Source organism: Micrococcus sp. KRD128 (genome assembly GCF_017168395.1).
In the GTDB taxonomy this organism is placed as follows: Bacteria; Actinomycetota; Actinomycetes; order Actinomycetales; family Micrococcaceae; genus Micrococcus; species Micrococcus luteus.
In genome coordinates this window covers 1-18,138 of sequence record NZ_JABFAX010000006.1, presented here as the reverse complement: position 1 = coordinate 18,138, position 18,138 = coordinate 1, and the positions used below count along the sequence as shown (strand labels likewise).

Genomic DNA, 18,138 nt, shown 5'->3' with positions numbered 1-18,138 from the left:
CGCATGTGCGGAATCGTCGGATACATCGGCCAGCCCCAGTCGGATCGTGAGCACGGCGCTCTCGACGTCCTGATGGAGGGCCTGCGCCGTCTTGAATACCGCGGATACGACTCCGCCGGTGTGGCCGTGGTGGACGGCGGTCAGCTGTACCACCGGAAGAAGGCGGGCAAGCTCGCCAACCTCGCCGGGGAGCTCGCCGAGCACCCCATCCCCACCGGCCTCGTCGGCATCGGCCACACCCGGTGGGCCACCCACGGCGGCCCCACCGACCGCAACGCCCACCCGCATGTGGCGGACGAGGGCCGGCTGGCACTGATCCACAACGGCATCATCGAGAACTACGCCGAGCTGCGCGAGGAGCTGCTCGCCAAGGGCGTCGAGTTCCTCTCCGAGACGGACACCGAGGTGGCCGCCCACCTCCTCGCCGACGTCTACCGGCACGCGGCCGGCCAGGACCTGACCCGCGCCATGCAGCTGGCCTCCCAGCGCCTCGAGGGTGCCTTCACGCTGCTGGCCGTGCACGTGGACCACCCCGACCGCGTGGTGGCCTCGCGCCGCAACTCGCCGCTCGTCGTCGGCCTGGGCGAGGGGGAGAACTTCCTCGGCTCGGACGTCTCCGGCTTCATCGACTTCACCCGCGAGGCCATCGAGCTCGAGCAGGACCAGGTCGTGACGATCACGGTCGACGCCGTCGAGATCTCGGACTTCCGGGGCGGCCCCGCCGAGGGCAAGCGCTTCACCGTGGACTGGGACGCCTCGGCCGCGGAGAAGGGCGGCTTCGAGACCTTCATGGAGAAGGAGATCCACGACCAGCCCCAGGCCGTGCAGGACACCCTGCTGGGCCGCACGGACGCCGCCGGCGCCCTGATGCTGGACGAGCTGCGGATCGACCCCGAGGAGCTCAAGGCCGTCGACAAGATCATCGTCCTGGCGTGCGGCACGTCCGCCTACGCGGGCACGGTGGCCAAGTACGCCATCGAGCACTGGTGCCGGATCCCCGTGGAGGTGGAGCTCTCCCACGAGTTCCGCTACCGCGACCCGATCATCGACCCGCACACCCTCGTGGTGTCCATCTCCCAGTCCGGCGAGACCATGGACACCCTCATGGCGGTCCGCTACGCCAAGGAGCAGGGCGCCCGCACCGTGTCCATCTGCAACACCAACGGCTCCACGATCCCGCGCGAGTCGGACGCCGTGCTCTACACGCACGCCGGCCCCGAGATCGCCGTCGCCTCCACCAAGGCGTTCCTGGCGCAGATCACCGCCGCCTACCTGCTGGGCCTGTACCTGGCCCAGCTGAACAAGAAGCTGTTCAGCGGCCAGATCAAGGACATCCTGGCGGACCTCGGGGCGATCCCCGGCAAGATCGAGGAGATCCTCGCCGGCAAGGACCAGGTCAAGGAGCTCGCCCGCTCGATGGCCGACGCCACCTCCGTCCTGTTCCTCGGCCGCAACGTCGGCTACCCGGTGGCCATGGAGGGCGCGCTCAAGCTCAAGGAGCTCGCCTACATCCACGCCGAGGGCTTCGCCGCGGGCGAGCTCAAGCACGGCCCGATCGCCCTGATCGACGACGGCCAGCCGGTCTTCGTGGTCATGCCCTCGCCCCTGGACCGTCACTCGCTACACGCCAAGGTGGTCTCGAACATCCAGGAGGTCCGCGCCCGCGGCGCCCGCACCTTCGCCGTCGCCGAGCGCGGCGACGCGGCCGTGCGCGGCCAGGCCGAGGTCGTCTTCGAGGTCCCCGAGACCCAGCCCATGCTCATGCCGCTGCTGACCACGGTCCCGCTGCAGATCTTCGCCCTCGAGCTCGCCACGGCGAAGGGCTACGACGTGGACCAGCCGCGCAACCTCGCCAAGTCCGTCACGGTGGAGTGATCCGCCGCTGAGCGATGACGGCGCCCGCCCCTCTCTCCGGGGGCGGGCGCCGTCGGCTTTCCGGTCTCCTGTGGCCGGCGCCCGGGTCCCCGTCGCAGCGGCGTCGCGGGCTAGAGTGTGACCACACCCGATTGGGTGATCGATGTCACATCCTCCGAAAGGACGCCTCGATGCGCCCCACCCGCCGCCAGTTCGCCCAGGGCATGGCCGCCGGTCTCGCCGGCCTCGCGCTGCCCTCCGCTGTCGCCTCCTCCGCCGTCGCCGCCCCGCAGGGTCCGAACCCGCGCTCCGGCCGCGGCCTGGACGAGCGGGCGATCCAGACCGCCCTCGACGCCGTCGTGCAGTGGCCCGCCGTCGGTGCCGTCTGTTCCGTGGTGGGCCCGGCCGGCCGCTTCGACACCGCCTCCGGCACCCGCGGCCTGCACGCGAACGCGCCGGCGCGGGCGAACTCGGTGGCCCGGATCGCCTCGGTCACCAAGGGCATGGTCGCCACCGTCGCCCTGCAGGAGGTCGAGCGCGGCACCCTGTCCCTGGACTCCACGATCGGTGACGTCCTCCCGGGCCTGTGGCCCGACGTCGAGGACCGGGTCACCCTCTCGATGCTCCTGAACCACACCTCCGGCATGCCGGACGCCATCTGGGTGATCATGCGCGGCCAGTCCCTCTTCGAGCTGGACTTCGACGAGCTCGCGGACGTCGTCTCCCGCTCCTATGGCCAGCGTGAGCTCGTCGAGCTGGCGAAGCAGGCCGACTGGTGGTTCGAGCCCGGCACCGACTACGGCTACTCCAACACGGGCTACGTGGTGGTGGAGATGATGGTCGAGGCCGTCACCGGCCGCCGGATGCCCGAGCTCATCCGGGACCGCGTCTTCCGCCCGGCCGGCATGCACCGCACCCGCCTCGAGCACGGCACCCTCGTCCGCGGCGCCGAGATGCAGGACGCGGCCGTGCGTCCGCACGAGGCCAAGGCCCTCGAAACGATCGACCAGTCGATCTTCGCCTCGGCCGCCGCGGTGAACACCACCGCCGCGGACGTCACCCGCTTCTATCAGGCCCTCATGCGCGGCGAGCTGGTCTCGCAGCAGACCGTGGACCTCATGGTCACCCCTGTCGGCCCGGCCGCCCAGGCCGGCTACGGCTACGGCCTGTTCCTGGTCGCGGACCCCGCGCCGGAGCACGCCGGCGAGGTGCTGGTCGGCCATGACGGCGCCGGCTTCGGCTCCGTCTCCCTGGCCCTGTGCTCCCGCGACGGCGAGCGTGCGTTCGCGTTCACCTACATCGGCCGGCCCTACTGGCAGGACGGCTGGGACGAGGTGTTCTCGAAGGAACTGGCGCTGATGCGCACCGCATTCGTGGTCAACGCCGCGGACGCCCCGGCCTCCCGCGACCGCCTGGTCCGCGGCGGTGCCGCCGCCTCGCGCCGTGCCGTGGCGGACATGGCCGCCCGGGGCGCCCGACTCGTCTGAGCGGATCGACGTCCCGGGACGGTGTCCGCCCGCGCCAGTAGACTCCCCGAGGAGGCCCGCCGCACCCGGCGGGCCGCACGACGAGACCCCGGAGAGTCATGCACACAGTGGAGATCGGCCAGCCGTACCCCCTCGGGGCCACCGTGGACGAGACCGGCACCAACTTCGCCCTCGCGGTCTCCCGCGAGGTGGAGGCGGTCGAGCTGTGCCTCGTCGCCGACGACGGCACGGAGACGCGCATCCCTCTCGAGGAGCGGCACGGCACCACATGGCACGCCCACGTGGCGGGCATCGGGCACGGGCAGCGCTACGGCTACCGCGTGCACGGCCCCTGGGACCCCGCCCGCGGCCTGTGGCACAACCCGGCCAAGATCCTCGTGGACCCGTACGCGCGGGCGTTCACCGGCGACTACGAGTGGGGCCAGCAGCACCACTCGTACGACTTCGACGAGCCGGACCGCATCGACACCTCGGACAACCTGGGCACGAGCATGCTCGGCGTGGTCGTCGCCGAGGACTTCGACTGGGGCGATGACGCCCCACCCGCCGTCGAGCTCACGGACACGGTGATCTACGAGACCCACGTCAAGGGCATGACCAAGCTGCACCCCGCCGTCCCCGAGGAGCTGCGCGGCACCTACGCGGGCATGGCCCACCCGGAGGTGGTCCGCCACCTGACCGAGCTCGGGGTGACCGCCGTCGAGCTGATGCCCGTGCACCAGTTCGTCAACGACGCCACCCTGCAGGAGAAGGGGCTGAGCAACTACTGGGGCTACAACACGCTCGGCTTCTTCGCCCCGCACGCCGCCTACGCCTCCTCCTCCGAGGTGGGCGGCCAGGTCCGCGAGTTCAAGCAGATGGTGAAGGACCTGCACGCCGCCGGTCTCGAGGTGATCCTCGACGTGGTCTACAACCACACGGCCGAGGGCAACGACAAGGGCCCCATGCTCAGCCTGCGCGGGCTGGACAACGCCGGCTACTACCACCTCGTCGAGGGCGACGAGCGGCACTACATGGACTACACGGGCACCGGGAACTCGGTGGACCTCTCCAGCCCCAAGGCCCTCCAGCTGGTCATGGACTCCCTGCGCCACTGGGTCACCGAGATGCACGTGGACGGCTTCCGGTTCGACCTGGCCACCACCCTCACCCGGGTGGAGGGGGAGCAGGGCCCGGACATGTTCTCCGGGTTCTTCGACGTGGTCCGCCAGGACCCGGTGCTGCGCACCGTCAAGCTCATCGCCGAGCCGTGGGACGTGGGCTGGGGCGGCTACCAGGTGGGCAACTTCCCCGGCCTCTGGTCCGAGTGGAACGGCATGTACCGGGACACGGTGCGCGACTTCTGGCGGGGCGAGCCCGGCACGCTCGGCGAGTTCGCCACCCGCCTGACCGGCTCGGCCGACCTCTACGAGGGGGACGGGCGCAGCCCCGGCGCGTCCGTGAACTTCGTCACGGCCCACGACGGCTTCACCCTGCGCGACCTCGTCTCCTACAACGAGAAGCACAACGAGGCCAACGGCGAGGACAACAACGACGGCGACGCGCACAACCGCTCGTGGAACTGCGGCGTCGAGGGGGAGACCGACGACCCCGAGGTCGTGACGCTGCGCGCCCGCCAGCGCCGCAACTTCCTGGCCACCCTGCTGGTCAGCCAGGGCGTGCCCATGATCAGCCACGGCGACGAGCTGGGCCGCACCCAGGGCGGCAACAACAACGCCTACTGCCAGGACAACGAGATCTCGTGGATCGACTGGTCCGCCATGGACGACTCGCTCGTGGCGTTCACCCGCGACCTGATCGCGCTGCGCCGTGACCACGCGGTGTTCCGCCGCCGCCACCACTTCGACGGTCGCCCCGCGGCCCGCGACGTCGAGGCGCCCCTGCCGGACATCGTGTGGCTCGAGCCGGACGCGACCGCCAAGACGGAGGACGACTGGGGCGCCGAGGCCCGGTCGATCGGCTTCTACCTCAACGGGCACATGCTCACCCGCGGGGACGAGGACGGGGAGGAGCCCTACCGGGACTTCTACGTCCTCATGAACGCGTGGTGGGAGCCCGTGCCGTACACCCTGCCCGGGCCCACGTTCCCGGCCGAGTGGGAGGTCGTCGTGGACACCTCGTCCCACGTCGCCCCGAGCGGCTCGCACCCCCGCGTGCGCGCCGGGGACGTGCTCGAGGTCCAGGCCCGCTCCACCGTCGTGCTGCGGCAGGTCCCCGAGGGCGCATGAGCCCGCAGGCCGACCGGGGGCGCGTCCGCCGTGGCCTGCCGCGGTGGACGCGGGCCCTCTGCGCCACCGTGGCGGCCCTGACGGCGCTGGGACTGGCCTTCGGCGCGGGGTGGGCCACGCACGCCGTGACGGACCCGCACCCGGACGACGCCCCGCGCGTGGACGCCCTCCTCGTCCTCTACAGCCAGCCCCGCGTCTATGACGCCGCGATCGAGCTCGCCGCGTCCGGCGTCACCGACCGGCTCTTCGTCTCCGCGTACCTGGGGCCGGACGGGCACGAGAAGCTGTGCGGCGGCCCGGAGGAGCGCGACCCGCGGCTGGCCGGCGTCACCGTCGAGTGCTTCGCGCCCGATCCGGTGACCACCCAGGGCGAGGTCGTCCACGCGGCCGACCGCATGCGCGAACTGGATCTGCACCACCTGGGCGTGCTCACCTTCCACCAGCACGTGGAGCGCGCGCGGCTGCTGGCGGAGCGGTGCTTCACCCCCGAGGAGGGCCGTGTGTCCCTGTACGCGTTCGACGCCGGTTTCGACCGGCTCGGCCGCCTGCGGCACGGCGTCTACGGCGTGCTGGCCTACGGGAAGGCGATGCTCACGCCGGGCTGCGACCAGCAGCTGCCCGGCGTGCTGCAGTGGCCGCTGGACCTGGCCAAGCGACTGCGCGGGCAGCCCGTCGGGGACGAGGCCGGCGCCGTCGTCGTGGGCGCCCGGCGGGCGGGGGCGGCATGATCGTCGGCGTGGGGGTGGACGTGGTGGACGTCCCGCGGTTCCGGGCGCAGCTCGAGCGCACGCCGGCGCTGCGCGCCCGCCTGTTCACCGCGGAGGAGCGGGACCTGCCGCTGCGCTCGCTGGCCGCGCGCTTCGCCGCCAAGGAGGCGATCGCCAAGGCCATGGGCGCCCCGCCCGGGATGATGTGGCACCACTGCTGGATCCCGCGCCCGGACCACGGCGACGGCCGCCCCACCGTGCACCTGACCGGCACCGTCCAGGCCCAGGCCGAGGCCCTGGGCATCACCCACTGGCACCTCTCCCTCAGTCATGACGGGGACGTCGCCACCGCCTACGTGGTCGCCGAACGCCGCGCGGCCGAGGAGGAGCCCGCATGACCGCCGATGACCTGACCCACATCGCCCTGACCGGCTCGGCCGTGCGCACGGCCGAGGAGCCCCTGCTCACGGCCGGCCGCGGCCCGGAGCTGATGCGCGCCGCCGCCTGGGCCCTGGCCGAGCACGCCGCCGCCCTGCTGCGTGAGCGCGGCCCGGTGGCCGGGACGATCGTGGCCGCCCTCGTCGGCCCCGGCAACAACGGCGGGGACGCGCTGTTCGCCCTCGCCTTCCTGCGCCGCCGGGGCGTGGCCGCGGTCGCCGTGCCCGTCCGCCGGGACGACGACGGCGCCCCGCGCTGGCACGCCGAGGGCTGGGCTGCGCTGCGAGCGGCCGGGGGACGCCGCGCCGACGCGGTGCCGCCCGAGGCCGCGCTCGTGGTGGACGGCGTGCTCGGCACGGGCTTCACCGGCGAGTATGAGCTGCCCGCCGCGGCGCGCGCCCTGCCGGCGGACGCGCTCGTGCTGGCGTGCGACGTGCCCTCCGGCGTGGACGCGGACACCGGCGAGGTGCGGGGGGAGGCCCTGCCCGCGGACGCGACCGTGACGTTCGGCGCCCTCAAGTCCGGCCTCGTCCTCGGGGAGGGGGCGGCGCGCGCGGGCACCGTGCACGTGGTGGACATCGGGCTGGGCCCGCACCTGCCGACGTCGCCGGCCACGCGGCTGGGCGTGATGGACGAGGCCGCCGCACGGGCCGCCCATCCGGCCCCCGCAGCCGAGGCCCACAAGTACACGCGTGGCGTGGTGGCCGTCGTCGCCGGATCGGAGCGCTACCCGGGGGCCGCCGTGCTCGCGAGCGCGGGCGCGCTGCAGACGGGCGCGGGCATGGTGCACCATGCCGGCCCGCAGACCACCCGGGACCTGGTGCTCGCCGCCCACCCCGAGGCGCTGGTCTCGGCGGAGGGGCCCGAGCCGTCGCGCGCGGACGCCTGGGTGGCCGGTCCCGGCCTGGACACCGAGCACGACGCGCGGCGGCGCTGGGCCGGTGTCCTCGCCGCGCTCGAGGAGCGGCCCGAGGCGGCCCTCGTCGCCGACGCCTCGGCCCTGGACCTGGTCACCGCCGCCGAGCTGCGGACGCTGCGCGCGGCCGGCACGCCCGTGGTCCTGACGCCGCACGCCGGGGAGTGGTCCCGCCTGCGCGAGCGCGTCCCCGCGGACGGCGCCGACGCCGCCGACCCGCTCGCCGCACTGCGGGCGTGGACCGCTGCGCACGGGGCCACCGTCCTGCTCAAGGGTCCGCGCACCCTCGTGGTCGCCCCGGACGGCGAGGCATGGGTCGTGATCGGCGGCGGTCCCGACCTCGCGATGGGCGGCACCGGCGACGTGCTCTCCGGGGCGATCGGCGCCGTCCTGGCTGCGGACGTGGCGCGGCGCTCGAAGGCGCGCCAGGCCGGGGAGGATCCGGGCCCGGCGCCCACGGCTCGGCTCGCGGCGGCGGCCGCCTGGCTGCACGCCCGGGCCGGGGCCGACCAGGCCCGCGCCGGGCGGATCACCACGGCCACGCTGCCGGCCGCGCTGGGCGCGCGCGTCGCGCACCTGTGGTGGCCGGACGACGCCGAGCCGGAGGCCGTCCGATGAGCCGCGCCGACGTCAGCCCGGTGGACACCGAGCGCGCCGCACGCATCGACCTGGCGGCCGTCCGGCACAACGTGGGCGTGCTGCAGGAGCGGATTCGCCGCCCCGACGGCAGCCGGCCGCTGCTGACCGCCGTCGTCAAGGCCGACGCCTACGGCCACGGCGCGGTGGCCGTCGCGCGCGCCGCCGCGGCCGCCGGCGCGGACCGGCTCGGGGTGGCCCACGTGCGCGAGGCCCTGGCCGTGCGCACGGCGGGGGTGCGTCTGCCCGTGCTCGCGTGGCTGCACACCGGGGCCACGGACTTCGCCGCCGCGGTGGAGGCGGAGGTGACCCTCGGCGTCTCGGGCTGGGACCTGGACGCCGTCGCCGACGCCGTCCGCGGGCTGCGGTCCCGCGGCGGGGCCGGACCCGAGGCCCGCGCCGTCCTGCACCTGAAGGCGGACACCGGCCTGGGCCGCCACGGCTGCCCGCCCGCGCGGTGGCCCGCGTTCGTCGAGCGGGCCGCCGAGCTCGAGGCCGCGGGCCTCGTGCGGGTGGAGGGCGTGTTCTCCCACCTCGGCGTGGCGGACGAGCCGGACCGGGCCGCCGAGACCACGGCGCAGCTGCTGCGGTTCGAACGGATGGCCGCCGAGGCCGCCGAGACGCTCGGCCACCCGCTGCTGCGGCACCTGGCCAACACGCCCGCCACCCTCTCCCGGCCGGACACGCACCTGGACATGGTGCGCGTCGGCCTGGGCCTGTACGGGCTCTCCCCGTTCGCGGACGTCACCGCCGCCGAGCTCGGGCTGCGCCCGGCCATGTCCCTCGTCACCGTCCTGGCCAACGTCAAGGCCGTCCCCGCCGGGCAGGGCGTGTCCTACGGGTTCCGCCACGTCACGGCGGAGCCGACCACCCTCGGGCTCGTGCCCGTCGGCTACGCCGACGGCGTCCCGCGCGTCGTCGAGGGCACGCGCGTCCACGTCGGCGGCCGGACCGTCCCCGTGGTGGGCCGCATCGCGATGGACCAGTTCGTGGTGGACCTCGGCCCGGACGCCACGGACGCGCCCGGCGACGCCGTCGAGCTGTTCGGACCGGCCTCCGGCATCCCGGTGGAGGAGTGGGCCGCGGCCGCCGGGACGATCAACTACGAGCTCGTGACCCGCATCGGAGGCCGCGTGGACCGGCAGCACGTGGACCCCACGCCGACCCAGGAGGCCCGCCCATGAGCGACCACGCGATCCCCGCCCCCGGCCCGACCCTGCCGGAGCCCGTGCTCACGGCGACGGTCCCCCTCGAGGGCGCCGATGGCACCCGGGCGTTCGGCCGCGCCCTCGCCGGGGTGCTCCGCGCCGGCGACGTGCTGATCCTCACGGGCGACCTCGGCGCGGGCAAGACGACCTTCACCCAGGGGCTGGCCAGCGGATTCGGCGTGGCCTCCGGCGTGGTCTCGCCGACGTTCGTCCTCTCCCGCGTCCACCCCGCCCCGGCCGACGCCCCGGCGGGCACCCCGGACCTCGTGCACGTGGACGCGTACCGGCTGCGCTCGGCGGGGGAGCTCACGGACCTCGACCTGGACGCGAGCGTGGACCGCTCCGTGACCGTCGTCGAGTGGGGCCGGGGCATGGCCGAGTCCCTCGCCGGGTTCCCCGAGGACCCGGACGCCTCGTGGCTGGACATCGAGATCGTCCGGGCCCGCGGGGGTGAGGACGCCCCCGCGGCCTCGGCGGGGGAGGGTGAGGACGGCATCGTCACCGACTTCTCCGACGAGGACGGGGGCCAGGCCGAGGAGCTGCGTTCGGCCATCGTGACCGGCCGCGGCCCGCGCTGGGCCGGCGTCGTGCTTCCGTAGACTGGCCGCCATGGCCCTGCTCCTCGCGATCGACTCCTCCGCCGCCGCCTCCGTCGCCGTCCTGCGGGACGGTGAGGAGCTCGCGCGCTGGGCCACGGACGACACCCACGCCCACGCCGAGGTGCTCGCCCCCGCGGTGCAGACCGTGCTCGACCAGGCCGGCGTCACCGGCACCGCGCTGGACGCGCTCGCGGTCGGCGTCGGCCCCGGACCCTTCACGGGACTGCGCGCGGGCCTGGCGACGGCGGCCGCCCTCGGCCTGGCGTGGGACGCGCCCGTGCACGGGGTCCGCAGCCTCGACGCGCTCGCCCACACGGCCGGCGTCGACGCCTTCCGCCACGGGATCGAGGAGTTCGTGGTCGCCACGGACGCCCGCCGCCGCGAGGTCTACTGGGCCCACTACGCGCAGGTCGGCGGGCAGCCGACGCTGCTGCACGGCCCCTTCGTCTCGCCCGCGGACGAGGTCACCCCGCTGCCCGTCTACGGCGCGGGGGCCGGGCTCTACCCCGAGGCGCTGCGCGCGGTGCCGGACTGGGAGACGGCCACGCCGTCCGCCGTCGGGGTGGGGCAGGTGGCCGAGCTCGCCCTGCGGCGCGGCCGCGGCCTCGTGCCGGCCGAGCCGCTCTACCTGCGCGAGTCCGACGCCAAGGTCCCCGGCCCCCGCAAGCGGGCGGGCGCGTGAGTCCGGCCGAGCCGGCCCCGACCGGCGACGGGCGCCCCGCCGAGGACGGGCACGGGCTGCCGCCCGGGTACCTGCTGCGCCCCATGACCGTGTGGGACGTCCCCGAGGTGCTCGCCCACGAGGCCACGCTCTTCCCGCTCGACGCCTGGCCCGCGCACTTCTACGAGGAGGAGCTCGCCCAGACCGGCCCCGCCGGCGGGCGGGACGCGCACGGCCGCCCGCCCACCCGGGACTACCGCGTGGTCGTCCGCGACGTGGCCGCGCCCGGCGCCGCGGACGACGACGGCCCCGCCCCCGGCGAGATCGTCGGCTACGGCGGGATCATGGTGGTCGGCGACGTCGCCGACGTGCAGACCGTGGGCACGGTCGCGGCGGCGCAGGGGCGGGGGATCGGGGCGGCCCAGCTGCGCTGGATGGCCGCGGAGGCCGCGGCGCGCGGCGCGAGCTCGCTCATGCTCGAGGTCCGGGCCTCCAACGCCGTCGCCCGGCGCCTCTACGCGCGGCACGGCTTCGAGGAGCTGCACGTGCGTCGCCGCTACTACCCGGGCGGCGAGGACGCCGTGATCATGCGCAAGGCCCTGTGACCGGGCCGCTCACTAGACTGGAGCCCATGCCCACCGCCACCGCAGCCCCCCTCGTGCTCGGCATCGAGTCCTCCTGCGACGAGACCGGCGTCGGAGTCGTCCGCGGCACCGCCCTGCTGGCCCACGAGGTCGCCTCCTCCGTGGAGGAGCACGTGCGCTTCGGCGGCGTGATCCCGGAGATCGCCGCCCGCGCGCACCTCGAGGCCCTCGTGCCCACGATCCGCCGCGCCCTGGACACCGCCGACGTCACCCTCGCGGACCTCGACGCGATCGCCGTCACCTCCGGTCCGGGTCTGGCGGGCGCCCTCATGGTGGGGGTCGCGGGGGCCAAGGCGCTGGCCACGGCCCTCGGCACGCCCCTCTACGGCATCAACCACCTCGTGGCGCACGTGGGCGTCGGCATGCTGGACGGCGTGCGGCCCGCGCAGTGGGACGACCTGCCCGCGGACCTGGGCGCGCTGCTCGTCTCCGGCGGACACACCGAGATCCTGCGCGTGGGCCGGATCAGCTCCGAGGTCGAGCTGCTGGGCTCGACCATCGACGACGCGGCCGGCGAGGCGTACGACAAGGTCGCCCGGCTCATCGGGGCGGGCTACCCCGGGGGCCCCGTGATCGACCGGCTCGCCGCCCAGGGCGACCCGACGGCCTTCCGCTTCCCGCGCGGGCTCACCGCGGGCAAGTTCGTCGGCAGCGCCGAGGAGCCCGGCCCGCACCGGCACGACTGGTCCTTCTCCGGGCTGAAGACCGCCGTCTCCCGCGCCGTGGAGCAGTTCGAGGCCCGCGGCCTCGAGGTGCCGCGCGCGGACATCGCCGCCTCCTTCCAGGAGGCCGTCGCCGACGTGATCACCGCCAAGGCCGTCCGCGCCTGCCGCGAGCACGGGCTCACCCACCTCATGCTCGGCGGCGGCGTCGCGGCGAACTCGCGCCTGCGCGCCCTGCTCACCGACCGGTGCCGCTCCGCCGGCATCGAGCTGACCGTCCCGCCCGTGAACCTGTGCACCGACAACGGGGCGATGGTCGCCGCGCTCGGCGCACGCCTGGTGCGCGACGGCGTCGCCCCCTCCGACGCGTGGTTCGGCGCGGACCCGGGACAGCCGGTCGAGGTCGTCAGCGTCTGAGCGCGCCCGGCCTCTTGCCGCCACGCCCGCGCGTTCCGTAGACAGGGCCCATGACCGGCCATGAGCACCCTCGCCCCGGGTCCACCTCCGCCGCCGTGGACGAGCAGATGCTGGAGGACTTCCTCAATCAGCACCTGCTCGGCTCCCGCTCGGGTGTGAAGGCGTTCCGCGCCGCCGAGCAGACCTGGGCCGGCACCCCGCAGGAGGCCGCGCTGCGCCGCCTCGGCGACGCCGTCCAGGGCGACCAGGACCGCCTCGAGGCGCTCATCGGCGAGCTGGGCCTCCGCACCCCGCTGGTGGACCGGGCCGCCGGCGCGGCGGCCGAGGTCGGTGGACGCCTCAACCCCGTGAACGCGCTGCGCACGCGCGGCTCCGGCTGGACGCAGATCGAACTGGACCTGCTGCAGGGCATGCTCCAGGCCAAGTCTGCGATGTGGGACGTCCTCGAACAGCTCGCGCCGCACCTGCCAGCGGTCGACGCCGCCGAGATGCAGGCACTGCGTCAGAGGGCCGCCGACCAGCAGCGCGAGGTCCAGCGCATCACCTCCGCCACCCTCGAGGGACGGTTCCTGGCAGGCTGAGGCCCGGGCTACTCCTCGCCCGTCTGATGCTCCCCGGACCGACCGCCGTGCACCTCGGCGGGCAGCTCGTCCACCGGCGCGACGACGACGTCCTGCAGCTTCCAGTCCAGCGCGGCGATCGCGTCCCGCAGCGCGCAGCAGCGGGCCACCGTCACGTCCGCCCCCTCGTGCGGCACCACGAACATCTCCACGTGGAACACGTGGCCCTCGTCCCGGACGCGGGCGCCCGCGTGGCGTACCCACGGCTCCGCCCAGGCGACCCGCTCGGCACGGTCTATGAGCGGGTGCGGCCGGGCGCCGTCGATCGTGGCGGCGCGGCGATCCGCCAGGTTCGTGACGGCCTCCTTCAGGTTCTTCCAGCCGTCCAGCAGGATGCTCACGCCCACGAAGATCGCCGCAGCGGAGTCCGCCCACCACCAGCCCAGGCCGATGCCGGCCACGCCGACGATGGTCGCCACGCCCGTCTGCCAGTCCGCCTTGTTCATGTCCGCGTCCGCGTACAGCACGCGGTCGTGGAGCTGCTCGGCCAGCCTGAGCTTCTTGTGGCCGAGGATCATGGGCCCCGGCACGGACAGGGCCATCACGGCCATCATGAACCAGCCCTGCCACACGGTGTGCCCGAACAGGTCGAACGTGCCGATGGGCGGGTGCTCCGCCGTCACCAGGCCCAGGATGGAGTCGCCGACGAGGACCACGCCCATCACGGACAGGGCGACGGCGGCCACGAGGTGCCCCACCCCGACGGACCGGTGAGAGCCGTAGGGCCGGGCCCGCGTCGGGGCCATGCGGGCCACGCGCAGGGCGATGAGGAACGCGATCGGCGGGATCAGGGAGAGCAGGTCCTCGATCCACGCGGCCCGCATGGCCTGCGAGGAGCCCATCACGATCGCCACGAGGACGATCGTGACCACGATCACCCCCAGCGTCACCCATTCGAGCCGCTTGGCCTGCTGGACCACGCGCTCGATCTCCGGGGGCAGCTCCGTGGCGCCGAACCGGCGCCCGCTCGGCCCCGTCTCCCAGGTGTCCCGCCGCGTCATCGGGCCTCCTCCGCTGCGCGCTGGTCGAAGTACGCCTCGAGTGCCGTGAGCATCTGATTCTCACCCAGGGGCACGGCCATCACGAGCTTCACCGGCTCGCCGTCCGGACCCTGCGCCTCGGCGTAGTCGCGGGTGATGCTCGCGTGCGACGTCCACGGGGACGCCGAGGTCAGGCCGCCGGCCACCAGATCCATGTCACCCTTCTCCAGCGCGGTCATGAGCGCCTCCTCCCCGGCCACGGTCCACTCGACGCGTGCGTCGTGCGCCGCCGCGAAGCCGCGGATCAGGTCGGGCTCGGGGCCGACGGGCTCGGCGCCCGAGGCGTCCACGTGGGGCGGGTGGTGCACGACGCCGGCGCGCAGCACCCCGCCCGTGACGCGGTCCAGGGTGCCCTCCGGGTCGGCGGGATAGCCGGAGGAGGTGCAGGCGGTGAACCCGAGGGCGGCGCTCCCGAGCAGGCCCGTCAGGGCAGCCCGGCGGGTGAGGGTCATCGTCCTCATTCCGTGGGCGAGTGCGAGCGGTGCCCGGCGTTGCCGAGGCCTTCGGCGCCGTCGAGATGGTCGAGCACGAGGCGGACCGCCTCCCGGGCGTCGGTGGTCTCGGACCAGCCGGTCGCGGCGCGCAGGGCCGTGGTGTCCATGATGGGCACCGCCGCCGCCATGTCCACCCACCCCGGGTCGGTGGGCTGCAGCCGTGCCCGGTAGGTCAGCGCCGCGGCCGCTCGGAACAGGCCCACGGGCAGCTCCAGGATGCGGCGCGCCCCGAGGACGGTGCCCATGGTGTGCGCGTCCAGCACGGGGTCGGCGGCCACATTGAAGGCCCCGCCCGCGCGGTGGGCGATCACGCGCCAGTACGCGTCCGCCACGTCCTGGGCCGTGAGCGCCTGGAACCGCAGGCCCCGCGGGAACGGCAGCACCGGGGTGCGCAGGCGGGCGACCAGCCGGGCGGGGACGAGGTCCCCCAGGAAGTAGTCCTTGATCTCGGGCCCGGCGGCGGACTGGAAGATCAGCCCGGGGCGCAGCCGGGTCACGAGCAGCTCGGGGTGCTCGGCCTGCACGCGGTCGAGGATCGACTCGACCTCGGCCTTCTGTGCGGCGTAGTGCGAGGTGGGGACCCCGGTGGTGGGATGGGACTCGGCCACGGCGCGGCCCTTCGGCCCGGGCCCGTACGCGCCCACCGAGGACGCGTAGACCAGGTGCGGCACGCCCGCCTCGGCCACGGCCCGGAACACCCGCTCGTTGCCGGCCACGTTGACGGCGCGCAGGTGGTCGCGGTCGCGGTTGGGGCGGATCACCCACACCAGGTCGACGACGGCGTCCGCGCCGGCGACGATCTCGCGCAGCCGCCCCGCCGCCGTGGGCTCCGCGACGTCCAGGCGGTGCCACTCGACGCCGTCGTAGGGCGCTCCGGCCCGGTCCGGGCCGCGACGGCTCACGCCCACGATCGAGCTCACCTCGTCCGCGGCCTGGAGGCGGCGCAGGACAGCGGTGCCGACGTTGCCCGTCGCGCCCAGGACGACGATCCTCACGGCTTCAAGACCACCTTCACGCAGCCGTCCTCCTTCTTCTGGAACGTCTCGTAGAGGGCGGGCGCGTCCTCGAGCGGGGCGGTGTGCGTGGCCAGGTCGAGCACGCCGAGGGGGTCGGACGGGTCGTCGAGCAGGGGCAGCAGGTCGTCCACCCAGCGACGGACGTTGCACTGGCCCATCGTCAGGGTGATCTGCTTGTCGAACAGGGTGAGCATCGGCATCGGGTCCTTCATGCCGCCGTAGACCCCGGAGAGCGACACCGTGCCGCCGCGGCGGACCGCGTCGATCGCGGTGTGGAGGGCGCTCAGGCGGTCGACGCCGGCGGTCTTCATGGCCGCCCGGCCGAGCGCGTCGGGCAGCAGGCCCACGGCGGTGTGGGCCGCGTGCCCCACCGGGGAGGCGTGCGCCTCCATGCCGACCGCGTCCAGGACCGCGTCGGGGCCGCGGCCGCCGGTGCGCTCGCGGAGCACCTCGGCCTCGCCGCCGTCGGCGTCCAGGACCTCGATGCCGTGCCGGGCCGCCATCGCGCGGCGCTCGGGGACCGGGTCGACGCCGATCACGCGGTACCCCCGGTGCACGCCGATGCGCGCCGCCAGCTGACCGATGGGGCCGAGGCCGAGCACCGCGAGCGTGCCGCCGTCGGGGACGTTCGCGTACTGGACCCCCTGCCAGGCGGTGGGGACCACGTCCGAGAGGAACAGCCACTGCTCATCCGGGCCGGTGTGCGGCACCTTCACGGGGCCGTAGTCCGCGTGGGGCACACGCAGCAGCTCGGCCTGTCCGCCGGGGACGGAGCCGTAGAGCCGGGAGTAGCCGAAGAGCGCGGCGCCGCAACCCTGCTCCCGCACCTGGGTGGTCTCGCACTGGGACTGCAGCCCGCGCTGGCACATCCAGCACCGACCGCAGGAGATGGTGAAGGGCACGACCACCCGGTCACCGGGCCGGATGTGGGTGACCTCGGACCCGACCTCGCGCACGATGCCCATCGGCTCGTGACCGATCACGTCCCCCGCGTCCATGAACGGCCCCAGGACCTCGTACAGATGCAGGTCCGACCCGCAGATGCCGGTCGAGGTGACCTCGATGATCGCGTCCGTCGGCTCCTGGATCCGCGGATCCGGGACGTCCTCGACGGCGACGTTGCGCTTTCCCTGCCATGTGAGTGCTCGCATGGTGCGACCGTAACCGCGCCGGGCGCGCCGGCGGAAGCGTGCAGGCGCGGCGGGACCGCCACCTCGTCGGGGGAGCGGCCGCTCAGCCGGCGCGGCCGTCCAGCGACGCGCGGGTGCGGGCGGCGGCGTCCAGCACGACCGCGCGCAGCGGGGCCACCGCGTCATCCGTGTCCTCACCCGCGGCCGGCGGGCCGGCCAGGGCCTGCGCCTCCACGCGACGCTGACGCGCGGCGCCGCCGTCGTCGATCATCGCCTGGACGCCGGCGAGCTCCGCCGCGCAGCCCAGCCGCTCGGCGACCGGGGTCAGTCGCTCGATCTCCGCCGGCAGGTGCTCCGCCAGCGGGACCTGGGTGCCCCGGGCGTCCACGATCACGGTGGCGTCCATGCCGTACCGGGCGGCGCGCCACTTGTTCTCCTGCACGTGCCACGGCGGCAGGACCTCGACCGTCTCACCGCGCTCCAGGCTCGCGGACAGGTCGTCCACGAGGCACTGCGTGTAGGCGGTCACGGCGGCGATCTCCTCGAGCGTGGCCAGGCCGTCGCACGCGCGCATCTCCACCGTGCCCAGGCGCGGCACGGCCCGCACGTCCCAGCGGCACTCGGTGACGTCCGCGATCATGCCCACCTGCTCCATCTGGGCCACGCAGCGCTCGAAGTCCTCCCACTCCTGGAACTGGAACGGCAGGCCGGCCGTGGGCAGCTGCTGGAACAGGAGGGTGCGCTGGGACTGGTAGCCCGTGTCCGTGCCCGCCCAGAAGGGGGAGGAGGCCGAGAGTGCGAGCAGGTGCGGCACGCGGTTGACCAGGCCGTTCACCACCGGCATGGCCTTGGAGACGTCGTCCAGGCCCACGTGCACGTGCACGCCGAAGATCAGCAGCTGCCGACCCCAGTACTGGGTGAGATCCAGCATGCGGTCGTAGCGCTCACTGGGTGTCGAGGGCTGCGCGATCGCGTCCGCGAACGGGTGCGTGCCCTGGCAGAACAGGGAGATGCCCCGCGCGGCCGCGGCGTCGGCCACGCGCGCGGCGATCCGGCCGAGGTCCGCCGTCGCGGCGTCGACGCGCTCGTGCACGCCCGTGACGAGCTCCACCGTGTTCTGCAGGAGCTCGCTGGTCATGTGCGGGTTCACGTCGTCGTCGGCCAGGCCCTCGGCCACATGCAGGGCGCGCAGCAGGTCCGGGGCCTCGGAGCGCAGCTCGCCGGACACGGCGTCCACGAGCGCGAGCTCCCACTCGATTCCGAGAGTGGACTGCGCGGAGTCGGCGAAGGGCAGAGTCATGCCGCCCATCCTAGAAGCCCCTGCCGGGTCCGCGCCCGGTGTCCACGCTTCGGACCTAGGGTGGGGCGCATGGCCCGCCCC

The 18,138-nt window shown here is 74.6% G+C and carries 17 protein-coding genes; 12 read left to right on the top strand and 5 right to left on the bottom strand.

All coding sequences use genetic code 11. From position 1 onward, the window contains the following. Positions 1-3 precede the first annotated feature (3 nt). The 12 genes from glmS to J1M44_RS02725 all read left to right on the top strand — a co-directional run bounded on the left by glmS (position 4) and on the right by J1M44_RS02725 (position 13,038). A complete protein-coding gene (gene glmS, locus J1M44_RS02780) occupies positions 4-1,875 on the top strand; it encodes a glutamine--fructose-6-phosphate transaminase (isomerizing) (protein ID WP_206480509.1) in 1,872 nt (623 codons plus the stop codon). 170 nt (positions 1,876-2,045) lie between these two features. After that, on the top strand, positions 2,046-3,341 hold the full coding sequence (locus J1M44_RS02775; RefSeq protein ID WP_002857541.1) for a serine hydrolase domain-containing protein: 1,296 nt from the start codon (positions 2,046-2,048) through the stop codon (positions 3,339-3,341). Between the two features lie 98 nt (positions 3,342-3,439). Continuing rightward, positions 3,440-5,569 (top strand): glycogen debranching protein GlgX, encoded by a 2,130-nt coding sequence (glgX, locus tag J1M44_RS02770; RefSeq protein WP_206480508.1) that lies wholly within the window; start codon positions 3,440-3,442, stop codon positions 5,567-5,569. Continuing rightward, a complete protein-coding gene (locus J1M44_RS02765; RefSeq protein WP_206480507.1) occupies positions 5,566-6,297 on the top strand; it encodes a hypothetical protein in 732 nt (243 codons plus the stop codon). The genes glgX and J1M44_RS02765 overlap by 4 nt, the downstream gene beginning before the upstream one ends. Further along, positions 6,294-6,674, top strand: coding sequence for a holo-ACP synthase (locus tag J1M44_RS02760; RefSeq protein WP_049160506.1), 381 nt, complete (start codon positions 6,294-6,296; stop codon positions 6,672-6,674). The genes J1M44_RS02765 and J1M44_RS02760 overlap by 4 nt, the downstream gene beginning before the upstream one ends. Continuing rightward, entirely contained in the window at positions 6,671-8,248 is a 1,578-nt protein-coding gene (locus J1M44_RS02755) for an NAD(P)H-hydrate dehydratase (protein WP_206480506.1), read from the top strand. The genes J1M44_RS02760 and J1M44_RS02755 overlap by 4 nt, the downstream gene beginning before the upstream one ends. Further along, the gene (gene alr, locus J1M44_RS02750; RefSeq protein WP_206480505.1) at positions 8,245-9,450 is read left to right on the top strand and encodes an alanine racemase; all 1,206 of its coding nucleotides are present in this window, start codon (positions 8,245-8,247) and stop codon (positions 9,448-9,450) included. The genes J1M44_RS02755 and alr overlap by 4 nt, the downstream gene beginning before the upstream one ends. Continuing rightward, positions 9,447-10,073 carry a tRNA (adenosine(37)-N6)-threonylcarbamoyltransferase complex ATPase subunit type 1 TsaE gene (gene tsaE / locus J1M44_RS02745; RefSeq protein WP_065573546.1) on the top strand — a complete coding sequence of 209 codons (627 nt, stop codon included), beginning with the start codon at positions 9,447-9,449 and terminating at the stop codon, positions 10,071-10,073. The genes alr and tsaE overlap by 4 nt, the downstream gene beginning before the upstream one ends. Positions 10,074-10,083: 10 nt before the next feature. Further along, on the top strand, positions 10,084-10,755 hold the full coding sequence (gene tsaB, locus J1M44_RS02740) for a tRNA (adenosine(37)-N6)-threonylcarbamoyltransferase complex dimerization subunit type 1 TsaB (RefSeq protein WP_206480504.1): 672 nt from the start codon (positions 10,084-10,086) through the stop codon (positions 10,753-10,755). Beyond that, positions 10,752-11,339 (top strand): GNAT family N-acetyltransferase, encoded by a 588-nt coding sequence (locus tag J1M44_RS02735; protein WP_206480503.1) that lies wholly within the window; start codon positions 10,752-10,754, stop codon positions 11,337-11,339. The genes tsaB and J1M44_RS02735 overlap by 4 nt, the downstream gene beginning before the upstream one ends. Before the next feature lie 26 nt (positions 11,340-11,365). Beyond that, positions 11,366-12,457 (top strand): tRNA (adenosine(37)-N6)-threonylcarbamoyltransferase complex transferase subunit TsaD, encoded by a 1,092-nt coding sequence (gene tsaD, locus J1M44_RS02730; protein WP_206480502.1) that lies wholly within the window; start codon positions 11,366-11,368, stop codon positions 12,455-12,457. Positions 12,458-12,507: 50 nt separating this feature from the next. Continuing rightward, a complete protein-coding gene (locus tag J1M44_RS02725) occupies positions 12,508-13,038 on the top strand; it encodes a hypothetical protein (RefSeq protein ID WP_206397559.1) in 531 nt (176 codons plus the stop codon). Positions 13,039-13,046: 8 nt separating this feature from the next. On the opposite strand, the gene J1M44_RS02720 is transcribed toward J1M44_RS02725, so the two are convergent. The 5 genes from J1M44_RS02720 to J1M44_RS02700 all read right to left on the bottom strand — a co-directional run bounded on the left by J1M44_RS02720 (position 13,047) and on the right by J1M44_RS02700 (position 18,057). Continuing rightward, complete coding sequence (locus tag J1M44_RS02720) at positions 13,047-14,078, bottom strand: cation diffusion facilitator family transporter (protein WP_206480501.1); 1,032 nt, start codon at positions 14,076-14,078, stop codon at positions 13,047-13,049. Then, the gene (locus J1M44_RS02715; RefSeq protein WP_206480500.1) at positions 14,075-14,569 is read right to left on the bottom strand and encodes an ABC transporter substrate-binding protein; all 495 of its coding nucleotides are present in this window, start codon (positions 14,567-14,569) and stop codon (positions 14,075-14,077) included. Before J1M44_RS02715 ends, J1M44_RS02720 begins: the two co-directional genes overlap by 4 nt. Before the next feature lie 5 nt (positions 14,570-14,574). After that, positions 14,575-15,606, bottom strand: coding sequence for an NAD-dependent epimerase/dehydratase family protein (locus J1M44_RS02710; RefSeq protein WP_002857570.1), 1,032 nt, complete (start codon positions 15,604-15,606; stop codon positions 14,575-14,577). Continuing rightward, a complete protein-coding gene (locus J1M44_RS02705) occupies positions 15,603-16,778 on the bottom strand; it encodes an alcohol dehydrogenase catalytic domain-containing protein (protein ID WP_060775391.1) in 1,176 nt (391 codons plus the stop codon). Before J1M44_RS02705 ends, J1M44_RS02710 begins: the two co-directional genes overlap by 4 nt. 82 nt (positions 16,779-16,860) lie before the next feature. After that, a complete protein-coding gene (locus J1M44_RS02700; RefSeq protein ID WP_095694843.1) occupies positions 16,861-18,057 on the bottom strand; it encodes a glutamate--cysteine ligase in 1,197 nt (398 codons plus the stop codon). Positions 18,058-18,138 lie beyond the last annotated feature (81 nt).

Bases quoted from the DNA above. Each gene is read 5' to 3' on its own strand.
- glmS (WP_206480509.1), top strand. From the start codon at position 4: ATGTGCGGAATCGTCGGATACATCGGCCAGCCCCAGTCGGATCGTGAG.
- J1M44_RS02705 (WP_060775391.1), bottom strand. From the start codon at position 16,778: ATGCGAGCACTCACATGGCAGGGAAAGCGCAACGTCGCCGTCGAGGAC.
- J1M44_RS02720 (WP_206480501.1), bottom strand. From the start codon at position 14,078: ATGACGCGGCGGGACACCTGGGAGACGGGGCCGAGCGGGCGCCGGTTC.
- J1M44_RS02765 (WP_206480507.1), top strand. From the start codon at position 5,566: ATGAGCCCGCAGGCCGACCGGGGGCGCGTCCGCCGTGGCCTGCCGCGG.
- J1M44_RS02760 (WP_049160506.1), top strand. From the start codon at position 6,294: ATGATCGTCGGCGTGGGGGTGGACGTGGTGGACGTCCCGCGGTTCCGG.
- alr (WP_206480505.1), top strand. From the start codon at position 8,245: ATGAGCCGCGCCGACGTCAGCCCGGTGGACACCGAGCGCGCCGCACGC.
- J1M44_RS02775 (WP_002857541.1), top strand. From the start codon at position 2,046: ATGCGCCCCACCCGCCGCCAGTTCGCCCAGGGCATGGCCGCCGGTCTC.
- J1M44_RS02715 (WP_206480500.1), bottom strand. From the start codon at position 14,569: ATGACCCTCACCCGCCGGGCTGCCCTGACGGGCCTGCTCGGGAGCGCC.
- J1M44_RS02725 (WP_206397559.1), top strand. From the start codon at position 12,508: ATGACCGGCCATGAGCACCCTCGCCCCGGGTCCACCTCCGCCGCCGTG.
- tsaB (WP_206480504.1), top strand. From the start codon at position 10,084: ATGGCCCTGCTCCTCGCGATCGACTCCTCCGCCGCCGCCTCCGTCGCC.
- glgX (WP_206480508.1), top strand. From the start codon at position 3,440: ATGCACACAGTGGAGATCGGCCAGCCGTACCCCCTCGGGGCCACCGTG.
- J1M44_RS02755 (WP_206480506.1), top strand. From the start codon at position 6,671: ATGACCGCCGATGACCTGACCCACATCGCCCTGACCGGCTCGGCCGTG.
- tsaD (WP_206480502.1), top strand. From the start codon at position 11,366: ATGCCCACCGCCACCGCAGCCCCCCTCGTGCTCGGCATCGAGTCCTCC.
- J1M44_RS02700 (WP_095694843.1), bottom strand. From the start codon at position 18,057: ATGACTCTGCCCTTCGCCGACTCCGCGCAGTCCACTCTCGGAATCGAG.
- tsaE (WP_065573546.1), top strand. From the start codon at position 9,447: ATGAGCGACCACGCGATCCCCGCCCCCGGCCCGACCCTGCCGGAGCCC.